Source organism: Ancylomarina subtilis (genome assembly GCF_004217115.1).
Classification (GTDB): domain Bacteria; phylum Bacteroidota; class Bacteroidia; order Bacteroidales; family Marinifilaceae; genus Ancylomarina; species Ancylomarina subtilis.
Genome location: NZ_SHKN01000003.1, coordinates 203109 through 216729 on the forward strand (window position 1 = coordinate 203109; position 13621 = coordinate 216729).

Annotated in this window: 11 protein-coding genes; 5 read left to right on the top strand and 6 right to left on the bottom strand. The window is 36.6% G+C overall.

The window, feature by feature from the left end:
- Window positions 1-52: 52 nt before the first annotated feature.
- On the top strand, window positions 53-427 hold the full coding sequence (gene gcvH / locus EV201_RS14100; RefSeq protein ID WP_130308289.1) for a glycine cleavage system protein GcvH: 375 nt from the start codon (window positions 53-55) through the stop codon (window positions 425-427).
- A 256-nt stretch (window positions 428-683) separates the two neighbouring features.
- On the opposite strand, the gene infB is transcribed toward gcvH, so the two are convergent.
- From infB to rimP, 3 genes are all read right to left on the bottom strand, one after another.
- Complete coding sequence (gene infB / locus EV201_RS14105; protein ID WP_130308290.1) at window positions 684-3677, bottom strand: translation initiation factor IF-2; 2994 nt, start codon at window positions 3675-3677, stop codon at window positions 684-686.
- 63 nt (window positions 3678-3740) lie between these two features.
- Window positions 3741-4979 carry a transcription termination factor NusA gene (gene nusA / locus EV201_RS14110; protein ID WP_207224498.1) on the bottom strand — a complete coding sequence of 413 codons (1239 nt, stop codon included), beginning with the start codon at window positions 4977-4979 and terminating at the stop codon, window positions 3741-3743.
- Between the two features lie 20 nt (window positions 4980-4999).
- Window positions 5000-5464 carry a ribosome assembly cofactor RimP gene (gene rimP / locus EV201_RS14115; RefSeq protein ID WP_130308292.1) on the bottom strand — a complete coding sequence of 155 codons (465 nt, stop codon included), beginning with the start codon at window positions 5462-5464 and terminating at the stop codon, window positions 5000-5002.
- 335 nt (window positions 5465-5799) lie between these two features.
- Between rimP and EV201_RS14120 the strand changes: the two genes are divergently transcribed.
- The 4 genes from EV201_RS14120 (at window position 5800) to lpxA (ending at window position 10778) form a co-directional block, all read left to right on the top strand.
- Complete coding sequence (locus EV201_RS14120; RefSeq protein ID WP_242610498.1) at window positions 5800-7035, top strand: HD domain-containing protein; 1236 nt, start codon at window positions 5800-5802, stop codon at window positions 7033-7035.
- Between the two features lie 353 nt (window positions 7036-7388).
- The gene (gene lpxD, locus EV201_RS14125) at window positions 7389-8423 is read left to right on the top strand and encodes a UDP-3-O-(3-hydroxymyristoyl)glucosamine N-acyltransferase (protein ID WP_130308294.1); all 1035 of its coding nucleotides are present in this window, start codon (window positions 7389-7391) and stop codon (window positions 8421-8423) included.
- Between the two features lie 74 nt (window positions 8424-8497).
- Window positions 8498-9889: a bifunctional UDP-3-O-[3-hydroxymyristoyl] N-acetylglucosamine deacetylase/3-hydroxyacyl-ACP dehydratase gene (locus EV201_RS14130; RefSeq protein WP_130308295.1), complete on the top strand. Its 1392-nt coding sequence runs from the start codon at window positions 8498-8500 to the stop codon at window positions 9887-9889.
- Window positions 9890-9995: 106 nt separating this feature from the next.
- A complete protein-coding gene (gene lpxA / locus EV201_RS14135; protein ID WP_130308296.1) occupies window positions 9996-10778 on the top strand; it encodes an acyl-ACP--UDP-N-acetylglucosamine O-acyltransferase in 783 nt (260 codons plus the stop codon).
- Between the two features lie 256 nt (window positions 10779-11034).
- On the opposite strand, the gene thiL is transcribed toward lpxA, so the two are convergent.
- The 3 genes from thiL to EV201_RS14150 form a co-directional block, all read right to left on the bottom strand.
- Window positions 11035-12078: a thiamine-phosphate kinase gene (thiL, locus tag EV201_RS14140; protein ID WP_130308297.1), complete on the bottom strand. Its 1044-nt coding sequence runs from the start codon at window positions 12076-12078 to the stop codon at window positions 11035-11037.
- Between the two features lie 203 nt (window positions 12079-12281).
- Window positions 12282-12821 carry a TlpA family protein disulfide reductase gene (locus EV201_RS14145; protein WP_130308298.1) on the bottom strand — a complete coding sequence of 180 codons (540 nt, stop codon included), beginning with the start codon at window positions 12819-12821 and terminating at the stop codon, window positions 12282-12284.
- Window positions 12822-12845: 24 nt separating this feature from the next.
- The gene (locus EV201_RS14150; protein ID WP_130308299.1) at window positions 12846-13607 is read right to left on the bottom strand and encodes a hypothetical protein; all 762 of its coding nucleotides are present in this window, start codon (window positions 13605-13607) and stop codon (window positions 12846-12848) included.
- Window positions 13608-13621 lie beyond the last annotated feature (14 nt).

Consider the following 13621-nt stretch of genomic DNA (forward strand, 5'->3'; position numbering starts at 1 on the left):
AAAAATGTAAATTTGGGGCAAATAATGAACCAGATATAAACAAGAATTAATCATGAACGTACCTGAAAATTTAAAGTTTACAAAAGATCACGAATGGATTCGTGTTGAAGGTGATACAGCCTTTATTGGTGTTACTGATTTTGCTCAAGGAGAATTAGGAGATATCGTTTTTATCGAAGTTGAAACTGAGGGTGAGACTTTGGATAGAGAAGAAGTTTTTGGAACAATTGAAGCTGTTAAAACTGTTTCTGATATGTTTATGCCTATTGGGGGTGAAGTATTGGAATTCAATGCAGAATTGGAAGATGCTCCAGACCTTGTAAATACAGACCCTTATGGAAAAGGATGGATCATTAAAGTTAATGTTGCAGATGCTTCGGAATTAGAAGACTTATTGACTGCTGATCAATACAAGGAATTGCTTTAAGAATTTCCTTATAATATATAAAGCTCCGACTCGTCGGGGCTTTTTTTATGTCTTTATATCTGATCTCTGACCATTTTGTTATTTATGGAACAACAGGCCTGATTTTATATGTGAGGCGTTTATACCTCTTAATTCTGTTGTCGTGTGAAGATTTATGGATGTTAATTGGATTCATCGAATATTGGTTGATAGGAGGTAAAAAAAAGAGAGGCTGTTTCAGATGAAACAGCCTCTCTCTTTTATATGTATTGAGCTATTATTTTAGCTTCTTAGCAACTTCTACTTCTTCGAATGCTTCTACCATATCACCAACTTTAATGTCGTTGTATTTTTCGATATTCAATCCACACTCGTAGCCTTTTGCCACCTCTTTAACATCGTCCTTGAATCGTTTTAGAGAACCAAGAGCTCCAGAGTAAATAACAATACCATCGCGAATTAAGCGGATCTTAGAGTTACGCTTGATCTTACCTTCACGAACAATACAACCTGCAATGGTTCCAACTTTAGTGATGTTGAATGTCTCAGTAACCTCGACAGTAGCAGTGATTTCTTCCTTAATTTCAGGAGAAAGCATGCCTTCCATAGCTGATTTCAATTCTTCAATCGCATCATAGATAATTGAGTACAATCTGATATCAATTTCCTCTTTTTCAGCAATTTTTCTAGCTCCCATTGATGGTCTAACCTGGAAACCAACAATAATTGCATTTGAAGCAGTTGCAAGCATTACATCTGATTCAGAGATTTGTCCTACGGCTTTATGAATCACATTAACCTGAATCTCTTCAGTAGAGAGTTTGATTAATGAGTCCGAAAGTGCTTCGATAGATCCATCCACATCACCTTTAACAATAACGTTAAGTTCCTGGAAGTTTCCAATTGCAATACGACGTCCGATTTCATCTAATGTAATATGCTTCTGAGTTCTTAGTCCTTGCTCACGCTGTAATTGTTCACGTTTGTTAGCAATACCTCGAGCTTCTTTCTCGCTTTCCATTACGTTGAAGTTGTCACCCGCTTGTGGTGCACCGTTCAAACCAAGAATCAATGCCGGTTCTGAAGGACCAACTGCATCTATTTTCTTGCCACGTTCGTTAAACATAGCCTTTACGTGACCTGTATAACTTCCTGCCAATAGAATATCTCCAACTTTTAGAGTTCCAGCTTGAACCAATAGAGTGGTAACGTAACCTCTACCTTTATCCAACGATGATTCAATTACTGAACCAATAGCACGTTTGTTTGGATTTGCTTTCAATTCAAGCAGTTCAGCTTCAAGTAATACTTTTTCAAGTAATTCTTCGATATTAACCCCGTTTTTCGCTGAAATTTCCTGACACTGATATTTACCACCCCAGTCTTCAACAAGGTAGTTCATATTTGCAAGTTCACTTTTAATTCTTTCCGGATCTGCACCCGCTTTATCGATCTTATTAATCGCAAATACGATAGGTACACCAGCGGCACTAGCGTGATTGATGGCCTCAATAGTTTGTGGCATTACGTTATCATCAGCTGCAACAATAATAATTGCAATATCAGTTACCTGAGCACCACGAGCACGCATCGCAGTAAAGGCTTCGTGACCTGGAGTATCTAGGAAAGAAACGCGTCTTCCATCGTCAAGTTTTACGTTGTAGGCACCAATATGTTGGGTAATTCCCCCTGCTTCACCATCAATAACATTAGCATGACGAACGTAGTCAAGTAATGATGTTTTACCGTGGTCAACATGACCCATTACAGTAACAATAGGTGCTCTAGGAATTAAATCTTCTTCTTTATCAATTTCTTCCTCAATTGATTCCTGGATTTCAACACTTACGAATTCAGCTTCAAAACCAAATTCATCCGCAACAATCGAAATAGTCTCTGCATCCAAACGCTGATTGATTGATACAAAAAGACCAAGTCCCATACAGGTTGCAATAATTTGTGTTGGAGAAACTTCCATCATCGAAGCAAGTTCACTAACAGTAACGAATTCAGTCAGCTTAATTGTATTCTTTTCGGCCTCTCTTTGTTCAGCAATTTCTTGCTGCTTCATGCTGGCCATGTCACGTTTCTCACGACGGTGTTTAGCTCCTTTTGATTTTCCACCCTTAGATGTCAATCTAGCTAAAGTATCTTTAATTTGCTTCTGAACATCTTCTTCGCTAACCTCTTTTTTAACAGGCGCTTTTTTCTTCAGCTTATTAAATTTAGAATCTCTTGCTGGTCTTCTATCAGCACCTGCAGCACCAGCTTTGGCAGCACCAGCGCCAGTTCCCTTAGGGCGATTAGTCCCTTTTTGAGCAGCTACATTTACTTTTTCGCCATCCTTCTTAATACGCTTACGTTTCTTGCGCTGATTCTTGGCTTTATCTTTATCTGCCTGAGATGTTTTTTTCTCAACTGGAAGTTCAATTTTCCCGATAACAGTAGGGCCTGTTAACTTCTGAGTTGATGATTTGAAGATTTCTTCTTCTTTCTTTTCAGGCTTAGCAGCAGGAGTTGGTTCAGTTGTTACGACTGGTTTGCTCTCAACAACTTTTTTTGTAGGAGGAGTAACTGATTTTTGTTTCTCTTTTCGTTCTACATCCTTTTCTGCTTTTGTTTTCTTTGCAGGACGGGTTCTTTGATTCATTGCATTCAAATCAATTTTCCCGATGACTTTAAATTCGTCTTTTTTGTCAGAAGTTTTTGCTTCTGTTTTTGCTTCCTCTTTTTTAGGCGATACCATTTTAACAGTTTGTTCTTCGGGACTAGCTTCCGAAGGTTGTTTAGTTTTTTCTTTAGATTCAGCCTTAGGTGTAGCAACTTTTTCTTCAGATACCGGAGTCTCTTCTTTCTTCTCAGGTTTCTCCTCAACTTTCGAATCCTTTACCTTTGCTTCTTCTTTTTTACTTGGTTTTGACACAGTATCTAAATCGATTTTCCCAACCACTTTCACAGTGGATTTTGGTTTCTCTTCTTTAACTGTTTCTTCAGTTTTCTCTTGTACTTCAGGTTCAGAACCTTCTAAAAATACAGGGTCTTTTTTCTCACGAGTGCTCTTCAGATTTACTTTCTCGGATTCCTTTTTCAGATTGATATCTGAACTGTATTCTTTTGCAAGAATATCATAAGCCTCTCCGGACACTTTGTTATTAGGATTTGAATCAATTTCAATTCCTTTTTTATTTAAGAATTCCACAATAGTAGTAATTCCTACATTGAATTCTCGTGCTAGTTTACTAAGTCTTATATTTTTATTGACTTTTGTCATATTCTGAAGTTAACTGTTAAAATGTCTGTATCTTAAACTAAAAATATTGAGGATAGAGATAGTTTATTCAAATTCTGAATTCAAGATATTTAAAACTTCTTCAATAGTCTCGATTTCAAGATCTGTTCTTTTTTCTAGTTCCTCTGCTGTAAGTTCCAACACAGAACGGGCAGTGTCGCAACCAATTTTCTTAAATTCTTCGATGATCCATGCATCGATTTCGTCATTAAACTCTGACAAGTTTACATCCTCCTCGCCTTCAACTTCGGCTTCTACTTTTTCACGGTAAACGTCGATTTCGTAGCCAGTCAGCTGACCCGCAAGTTTAATATTTAAACCACCTTTACCAATAGCCAATGATACTTCTTCTGGATTTAAGTATACTTCAGCTTTGTGTGTTTCGTCGTCGAACTTAACCGAGTTTACCTTCGCAGGGTTAAGTGCACGGGAAATAAACAATGAGGTGTTCGTTGTATAGTTGATAACATCAATATTTTCGTTTCTTAATTCACGAACGATACCGTGAATTCTTGATCCTTTCATACCCACGCAAGCACCCACTGGATCAATGCGCTCATCGTATGATTCAACAGCAACTTTTGCTCTTTCACCAGGAACACGAACAATATTTTTGATTGTGATTAAACCATCGAAGATCTCAGGTACTTCAAGTTCGAATAAACGCTCAAGGAATACAGGAGAAGTTCTGGATATTATAATCAAAGGACTGTTGTTTTTCACTTCAACGCGAACAACAACGGCTCTTAGTGTTTCACCTTTACGGAAATAATCTGAAGGAATCTGTTCCGTTTTTGGCATAATCAACTCGTTACCTTCATCATCGATAACAAGAATTTCTTTTTTCCAAATTTGGTAAACCTCACCCGTGATAATCTCACCAATTCTATCTTTATAGATATTGAAGATGTTATCTTTTTCAAGCTCCATAATACGAGCTGACAAGTTTTGACGAAGAGTTAGAATTGAACGACGTCCAAAATCCAGGAATTTAACTTCATCAGTTACCTCTTCACCCAGTTCATAATCTTCATCGATTTTTTTCGCTTCGGATAATGAAATTTGAAGATTTGCATCTTCAACATCTCCATCTTCTACAACTTCACGATTTCTCCAAATCTCCAAATCACCCTTGTCTGGGTTAATGATGATGTCAAAGTTTTCATCGGTACCGTAATTCTTCAATAATAGGTTTCGGAACACATCTTCCAAAACACTCATCATAGTAGCACGATCGATGTTTTTTAACTCTTTAAATTCTGAAAAAGTTTCAATAAGATTCATATGACTCAGCGATTCACTTGTTAAAAAGTAATTATATCTTTTGTTGATTTTATTTGTTCGAAGTCGAGCGTCAAAGTTTTGGTGATTAGTTGCTTCTTTTTCTTCCCTTCGACCTTAACCAATTCTTCAATCTCTACTTCAATTTCTTTTTCTCCAACGACAAGCAACTTGCCGATGAATTTGTTGCCATCCATAGTAAGGACCTCAACGTCTTTCCCTACATTCTTATGATATTGTTGTATCACTTGAAAAGTTTGTCCAATACCAGCTGAAGATACTTGTAATTCAAAATCTTCAACCTCTCTGTCCAATTGACCTTCAATTGCACGGCTCAATTCGATGCATGTACTGATAGGAACACCATTAAAGCTGTCAATCATTACAGAAATGGTATTGTTTGAGGAGACCTTAGTTTCGACCAAATAAAGATCGGTATTTTCGATCTCTTTTTCAATAATTCCTTGTATTGTTTTCTTGTCAATCATAAAGGAGTTGCTTTCAATAAAATAGGGGACTTTGTTGTCCCCTAAAGCACATATAAATTGTTACTTTTCGCTGCGAAATTAGATATATTTGTTTTAATATGCAAATTGCTTGTGTCTAAATTATTGTTTTCTAATTGTTAATGAGATTTTCTTCGATTCACTTTAAGGGTTTTGCTGTTAAATGTGAGGGCTTGTATCTCTTTTTGTTACATTTGCTAATAAGCGATTAAAACTTGTTCTGAACGCTTTTATTGTGTCTTGAAAATGATGGGGTAGGATTTTTGACAGAGAATTTATTTTCCAGAACTCTCGTAGATAATTTAAACTTTATGATGATGAAGAAAAAAGTGCTGAGCGATCCCGTTCACGGGTTTATTCATATTCCTTCAGGAATCCCTCATGATTTGGTTGAACATCCTTTTATTCAGCGGCTTCGACGAATCAAGCAGCTTGGGATGACTTATTTGGTTTTCCCGGGAGCGATTCATAATCGTTTTCAGCATGTTATGGGGGCTGCGTATCTTACCCAGATGGCTATCGAATCATTACGTTCAAAAGGTGTTGAAATTAGTGGGGAAGAGGCACTTGCTGTAACAACAGCTGTGCTTTTACATGATATTGGACATGGGCCCTTTTCTCACGCTCTTGAGTACAGTATTGTTGATGGGATAAAGCATGAGAAATTATCGGAGTTGTTTATGGATCGTTTGAACACCCACTTTGAGGGAGGTTTGGATATGGCCATTCAGATTTTTAAGCATGAATATCATAAACCTTTTTTAAATCAGCTTGTATCCAGTCAGCTGGATATGGATCGTTTGGATTATCTGCGTCGTGATAGTTTTTTTACGGGTGTGAGTGAAGGAGCTATTGGTTCAACTCGAATTATAAAAATGCTTGAAGTCGTCAAAGGGAATTTAGCTGTTGAAGATAAAGGGATTTATTCCATCGAAAAATTTCTAATTGCCCGAAGATTGATGTACTGGCAAGTGTATCTTCACAAAACAAGTTTGGCTGCTGAAGAAATGTTGGTTCGAATATTAAAAAGAGCCAAGTATCTTGCTGGGAAAGGTGAAGATTTGTTTGCAACGCCATCGCTGCATTATTTTTTATACAATAAAGTTGGGATCAGGCAATTTAAAAGTAAGGAAAAGGTTTTGGGTGATAAGGATGCTCTGGAGGTTTTTGCCGATTTGGATGATAACGATATTATGGTTTCGATTAAAGTGTGGGCTGATCATTCTGATAAGGTTCTTTCGTATCTGTGTAAGTGTATGAAAGATAGGCGTCTTTTTAAAATCGAGATTGATAAAAAGCCATTTTCAAAGGAATATGTTGCTGAAGTCAGGAAAAACGTTAAAGATCGTCTAGGCTGTTCCAATCATGCTTTAAATTATCTGGTTATAAAGGGCTCGATCACGAATAATGCTTATAGTCGTGAAGATGATAGGATTAATATCCTTTTTAAGGATGGAAGTCTGCAAGATATTGGGAAAGCATCAGATATGTTAAATATTTCAGTTCTATCTAAAACCGTTAAAAAATATTATTTCTGCTATCCAAAATTCTAATTGCCCTTATGTGTCTTGTTTGGAGGGCTTAAGCTGTTTGGTGAATCTTTGTCTGGATCTACTTTGAGTGTGTGTTTGTTGGGTTTTCTTAAGCTTGAGTTTAGTATATATAGAGATGAATGTTCACGCTTTAGTGACTAAATTTTTATTGCCTTAAAATATTTATTAGATTTGCGTAAATTTTGCCTAGTGAAACCGAGTTGTTAGAACTGTCTATAATTCAGGCTTATGTTTCTTGATTGAGCTGAGGGATTGGACCTTTGGATGTGTAATAATTAAGTTCAAAACGCCGGTAGTTTTCATAGTGAATATTCTGAGTTAGTTTATTTGCAGGGCATTTAGAAAGTAGAAAGATGAATTTTACAGCAAATGATATTGCAGAGTTTCTGAATGGAGAAGTCGATGGTGACGGTGCTGTTTCAGTAAACAATGTGTCAAGAATTGAAGAAGGTAGAGAAGGAACCCTATCGTTTTTAGCGAATCCTAAGTATGCGCATTTTATTTATGAGACTAAATCGTCTATTGTTTTAGTTAATAAAGATTTTGTAGCGGATAAGGAAATAGCGGCAACGTTAATTCGGGTTGATGATGCTTATCAGGCTTTAGCTCAGTTGTTAGAAATGTACGAGCAAAGTAAGCCACAACGTGTGGGTGTTGAACAGCCTTCGTTTGTGAGTAAAACAGCTCAGGTTGGTGAGCAGGTTTATATTGGAGCTTTTGCTTATGTTGGAAGCAATGTGAAGCTGGGTAAAAATGTAAAGCTTTATCCTCATGTTTATGTGGGCGATAATGTTGTTATTGGTGATAACACCATTCTTAATTCAGGTGTAAAGGTATACGAGAATTGTACAATTGGGGCGGAATGTATTTTCCACTCAGGTGTCGTTATTGGTGGTGATGGTTTTGGATTTGCTCCTTCGTCGGCTAATGATTACAAGAAAGTTCCTCAAGTTGGGAATGTTGTAATTGAAGATCATGTTGAGATTGGCGCAAACACTTGTGTTGATAGAGCAACAATGGGGTCTACAATTATCCGTAAGGGTGTGAAGTTGGATAACCTGATTCAGGTAGCTCACAATGTTGAAATTGATGAGAATACGGTGATTGCAGCTCAAACGGGTATTGCAGGATCAAGTAAAGTTGGTAAAAATTGTATGATTGGTGGCCAGGTTGGTTTAGCAGGTCACTTATCTATTGCGGATGAAGTGAAAATAGCCGCTCAGTCAGGAATTGGAAGAACGATTAAGAAAGAGGGGGTCGTGCTTCAGGGATCACCTGCTTTTGAATTTGGTCCTTACCAAAAATCATATGTTTTGTTCAAGAATCTTCCCAAGATGCGCGAGCAGATTATTGCTTTGGAGAAGGAATTGAAAGAGTTGAAAAAATAAGAGAATTAAGAGAAGAGGGATAAAAGAGATTATCTCTTGAAACTTAGATAAGAACTAGAGGATTGATAGGAAGAATGGCTGATAAACAAAGAACTTTAGCAAAAGAATTTTCTTTAACCGGAAAAGGACTACATACAGGAATTGAAGTATCAATTAAATTTTTACCTGCTGCCGAAAATCACGGCTACCAGTTTAGACGAGTTGACCTTGAAGGACAACCCGTAATTAAGGCAAGTGCTGAGTATGTTGGAGATACCTCAAGAGGGACTGTTCTTCAAAAAGGTGAGTGTAAAGTGCAGACTGTTGAGCATGCTCTGTCAGCTTTATATGGTTGTGGTATCGACAACTGTATGATTGAATTGAGTTCTTCGGAGCCACCAATTTTGGATGGTAGTTCGAAATTCTACGTTGAAGGAATAGAGGAAGTTGGGATAGTAGAGCAAAATACTAATCGTGAGTATTTTGAAGTCAAGGAAAAAATTGTTTATAAAGATGAAGCAAAAGGATCGGAATTGATTATTTTGCCGGATGATGAGTTTAGTGTAAACACAATGATTTCTTTTGACTCAAAAGTATTGAGAAATCAGTTTGCCAGCATGAATAGCTTAAGCGAATACAAGGATGAAATTTCGATGTGTCGTACTTTTGTTTTTGTTCGCGAATTAGAGTTTCTTTTAAATAACAATCTCGTTAAAGGGGGCGATTTGGATAATGCCATTGTTATTATGGACCAGCCAATGGAACAAAACGAGTTGGATCGTATTGCAGCCTTGTTTGATCACGAAAGTGTAGAGGTGAAAGAGGGAGTTCTTAGTAATTTAGATTTGTATTTTGATAACGAATGTGCGCGTCATAAGTTGCTTGATGTAATTGGTGATTTAGCACTTTGTGGTAAGTTTATAAAGGGTAGAGTGATTGCAACCTGCCCAGGTCACGGTCCTAATACCGAGATGGCTAAAGTATTAATCAATAGAATAAAAAAAGAGATGGGAAAAGATTCAGTTCCGGCTTACGATCCTAATAAAGAGCCTGTTTTAGACATTAATGGGGTAATGAAATTGTTGCCGCATCGTCCTCCGTTTTTGTTGGTTGACAAAATTATCGACATTCAGGACGACAGTATCGTAGGGGTTAAGAATGTTACAATGAACGAACCATTTTTTGTTGGTCACTTTCCAGGAGAGCCTGTTATGCCAGGTGTTTTAATGGTTGAAGCGATGGCCCAATGTGGTGGTATTTTGGTTTTAAGTCAGGTTGATGATCCGGAAAACTATGGAACTTACTTCTTGACTCAAAACAATATCAAATTCAGAAAAAAAGTTGTGCCGGGTGATACCTTAATTTTCAAATTAGAATTCTTGTCGCCAATTCGTCGTGGAATTGCTAATATGAGAGGTTTGGCTTATGTGGGTGACACCATTGTAGCTGAAGGTGAGTTTATGGCTCAGATTGCGAAAAAGCAATAATTTTTTTGTGCTGGGTATTTTAGACTAGAATAGAAATTTTCATCTATCGGAAAGAAGAATAAGGCTTTCGGTTTTACTCTTCCGAAGTGTAAATAAAAAATATAAAATGAAGCAACCCTTAGCTTATGTACATCCGGAGGCAAAAATTGCCGACAATGTGGTTATCGAGCCTTTCGTTACCATTGACAAGGATGTCGTGATTGAAGAAGGAACACGTATTGGTTCAAATGCAACCATTCTTGAAGGAACACGTATTGGAAAAAATTGTAATGTTTTTCCAGGTGCTGTTATTGGCGCTGTTCCTCAGGATTTAAAATATCGTGGTGAAAAAACAACCGTTGAGATTGGGAACAATACAACAATTCGCGAATGTGTAACCATTAACCGTGGTACCTCTGCAAAAGGTAAAACAATTGTGGGAGATAACTGTTTATTGATGGCCTATTCACATATTGCTCACGATTGTGTGTTGGGTAATAACATTATTGTAGGTAATGCGTCTCAAATTGCAGGTGAAGTTGTGATTGATGATTTTGCCATCTTAAGTGGATTGGTAGCCGTTCATCAGTTTGTACACATTGGTTCTCATGTGATGATTTCGGGTGGATCTCTTGTTCGTAAGGATGTTCCTCCTTTTGTGAAAGCTGCTCGCGAGCCCGTTTCTTATGTTGGAGTTAACTCTATAGGTTTACGTCGTCGTGAATATTCAAATGAGAAAATTCGTGAGATTCAGGATGTGTATCGTTACCTGTATCAAAAAGGGATGAATAATTTTGCCGCAATTGAAGCCATTGAAGCTGAAATGCCTGCTTCACCAGAGCGTGACGAGATTATTCTTTTCGTGAAGAATTCAAAAAGAGGTATTATGCGTGGGTATTTCCCAGAGTAAAATCTTATTGATATTATATAGAAAAAGCGCTTGTTTCAATTAAGAAACAAGCGCTTTTTGTTTTTATACGAAAACCTGACTGGTTTGATTTGAATAATATAAATAAACCTGTCAGGTTGGTACTCTTTAAATAATAAAATAGGCAGCCTCTTTCGAAACTGCCTGTTCTTTATATATTGAATTTGGATTGTTTGTGATGAATAATAAAGTATTTTTTTATCCATTAACACATCAGCGTATCATCACATCTCTTAATCTATTCTGTAAAGTTGGTCCAACCTTGAGCCTGAAGTGCAATTTCGGTATTGTCGCGGGCAACCATATATTTCCCTTTGCTTGCGTCGCAGATATGACCGATAACTTTGACATCAGGAATTTTTTCAATTTCTTCAAATTTGTCAAGAGGCACTGTAAAAAGGAGTTCGTAATCCTCACCACCATTAAGGGCAAAAATCGAATAGTTCATATTCAATTCTTCAGCCATTTTATGTGTTTCGTAATCGATAGGAATTTTCTCTTCGTAAATTTGGCAGCCCACATTTGATTCTTCGCAAATATGGAAGAGTTCTGATGATAAACCATCAGAAATATCAATCATCGATGTCGGAACGATTTTAGCATCCTGTAAGCTCTCGAAGATATCTTTTCTGGCCTCAGGTTTCAATTGACGTTCCAGGATATAATCGTGCCCTGTTAAGTCAGGCTGAATGTTAGGATTGTTCTCGAAAATACGTTTTTCTCTATCCAAAAGTTGAAGGCCTGCATATGCCGCCCCTAAATCACCAGTCACACAAATTAAATCGTTTACTTTTGCTCCACTACGGTAAGCCAATTGATCTTCGTCAGCTTCACCAATAGCAGTAACAGAAATACAAAGACCTGTTAATGATGACGTGGTATCGCCACCAACTAAATCAACATTATACTTCTCGCAAGCCATATTGATTCCTTCGTAAATTTCATCAATTGCTTCAAGCGTAAAACGCTTAGATATGGCTATAGAAACAGTCACCTGCTTGGGTTCAGCATTCATCGCATAAACATCAGAAACATTTACAACAATGGCTTTATATCCCAAATGACGAAGTGGGGTATACATCAAATCAAAATGGATGCCTTCAACCAAAAGATCGGTTGTCACAATAGTCTTTTTACCTGATTGATTTAAAACGGCTGCATCATCCCCAATGCCCTTAAGGGTTGATGTTTGATTTAATTTAATGCTTTTGCTGAGGTGTTTGATCAAACCAAACTCACCCAGTGTCGATATATCGGTTCCTTGTGTATTGTTTTCCTGCATGATATCATTTATATGATGAAACTAGTTTTGATAAAATGCCGATATATAAATGAAGAGAGTTTAGGAGTGTAACGAACTGGACTCTATATTCATTTAATAATCGGTATAATAAGCTGATTTCTAAATTTAGAATTTGCTGGCAAAGGTAGAGAAAAAAATAGGAATGGGTAAATCTAGTTTTAACCAGTACTTTCCCATTTCATTTATCTCATTTTTGCTACCCGTGTATATTTAATCAGGGTTCGAGCTGTAACAGCTCCCTCAAAATGCTGAACGAGATTAAATTGCTTGTCGAAAATAAAGAGGCAGGGCAATGATTTTGATCCGAAGGCTTCCTCGAATTCATTGTTTTCATATCTCAGTACTCTAATATTTGATTTTTCAGTCAGTTTATTTTTCTCCATAAAAGTATTAATATTTGGAGTTTTGTCTGTTGTTACAAATACCAATTCGAAGTCTTTGTACTCCTCAAAATAATGAGCGATAATTTTGGCTTCCTTATGACAGTAAGGACAAAAATTACCAAAATGAATCACTAGTGTTGGTTTGCCTATTTGTAAATTGGCTTTGGTAAAAACCTTGCCTAAGGTATCCTGGAAACAGAATTCAGGCATTTCAGTGAGTTCAACCTTTGTCTCTTCAGCTAATTCATTCTCTTTATTTATTTGCTGAGTTTTTATAAGAATTCCAATTAGGATTACTAATATGACTGCTATGCTTAGTATGGCTATTTTTCTGTTCATAATTGTATGTTTAGTATTATCTTTTTAGTCGAATAAGAAGCATAAGTAGAGTTTATATGGTGATACAATATGAAATACAATAAAATAGCCGACGAAGGGTATCCACATCTTTTTTAAAAGTTCGGTGTATTTATACTTAACTAAACCTTCTAAAAAGAATGGAATAAGTAGCACAAAGATAAGAGACTGAAGATTCATATCAGAGAATAGATAATTGTACCATTGGTATTCTTCGGGGGATTCCATGAATGTTTGAATGGATGGGTTTAAAATCTTAGATACACCCTGTAGATCTACTATTTGATATTCAGTTTGTATCAGTCCAAACCAGATGCATTTGAATAAATCCATTAGGGGAAAAACAATATAAGCAAGTAGGGTTGATTTAAATACATCTCCAAAGGGAATTTTTGAATACTCTTCCGTAAAATGGAAACCAATAAAGATTAGAAAACAGAGTGCAAAACATCCTGCTGTAAGTGGAACTGATACATAAGTGATGTTAAAATAAATATCATCCCAATAGACTGACCCCGTTTTTGTATCCTCAACTGGTTCGAGATCAATTTCGGCCAGATCATCTTTAAAATCGGCCATCAAATCATCGTGTCCGTTGTAGATTTCTGCTTCTTGTTCTACTTGTCTTTCGTGATTATACGTTTTTTTGATTTCGTCCGTACTTATGTATTCGAGATAAGTAAAATCAGCTAAAAAAGTGATAAGAAGTAAAAAGAGAAAAATATAAAGAGTTTTAATCTTTAAAATGGATTGAATGAATCTGTTCATGAGTTTATTTTTTT

Excerpts from the sequence above, each read along its gene's own strand:
- gcvH (WP_130308289.1), top strand. The coding sequence starts at position 53 with ATGAACGTACCTGAAAATTTAAAGTTTACAAAAGATCACGAATGGATT.
- infB (WP_130308290.1), bottom strand. The coding sequence starts at position 3,677 with ATGACAAAAGTCAATAAAAATATAAGACTTAGTAAACTAGCACGAGAA.
- nusA (WP_207224498.1), bottom strand. The coding sequence starts at position 4,979 with ATGAATCTTATTGAAACTTTTTCAGAATTTAAAGAGTTAAAAAACATC.
- rimP (WP_130308292.1), bottom strand. The coding sequence starts at position 5,464 with ATGATTGACAAGAAAACAATACAAGGAATTATTGAAAAAGAGATCGAA.
- EV201_RS14120 (WP_242610498.1), top strand. The coding sequence starts at position 5,800 with ATGAAGAAAAAAGTGCTGAGCGATCCCGTTCACGGGTTTATTCATATT.
- lpxD (WP_130308294.1), top strand. The coding sequence starts at position 7,389 with ATGAATTTTACAGCAAATGATATTGCAGAGTTTCTGAATGGAGAAGTC.
- EV201_RS14130 (WP_130308295.1), top strand. The coding sequence starts at position 8,498 with ATGGCTGATAAACAAAGAACTTTAGCAAAAGAATTTTCTTTAACCGGA.
- lpxA (WP_130308296.1), top strand. The coding sequence starts at position 9,996 with ATGAAGCAACCCTTAGCTTATGTACATCCGGAGGCAAAAATTGCCGAC.
- thiL (WP_130308297.1), bottom strand. The coding sequence starts at position 12,078 with ATGCAGGAAAACAATACACAAGGAACCGATATATCGACACTGGGTGAG.
- EV201_RS14145 (WP_130308298.1), bottom strand. The coding sequence starts at position 12,821 with ATGAACAGAAAAATAGCCATACTAAGCATAGCAGTCATATTAGTAATC.
- EV201_RS14150 (WP_130308299.1), bottom strand. The coding sequence starts at position 13,607 with ATGAACAGATTCATTCAATCCATTTTAAAGATTAAAACTCTTTATATT.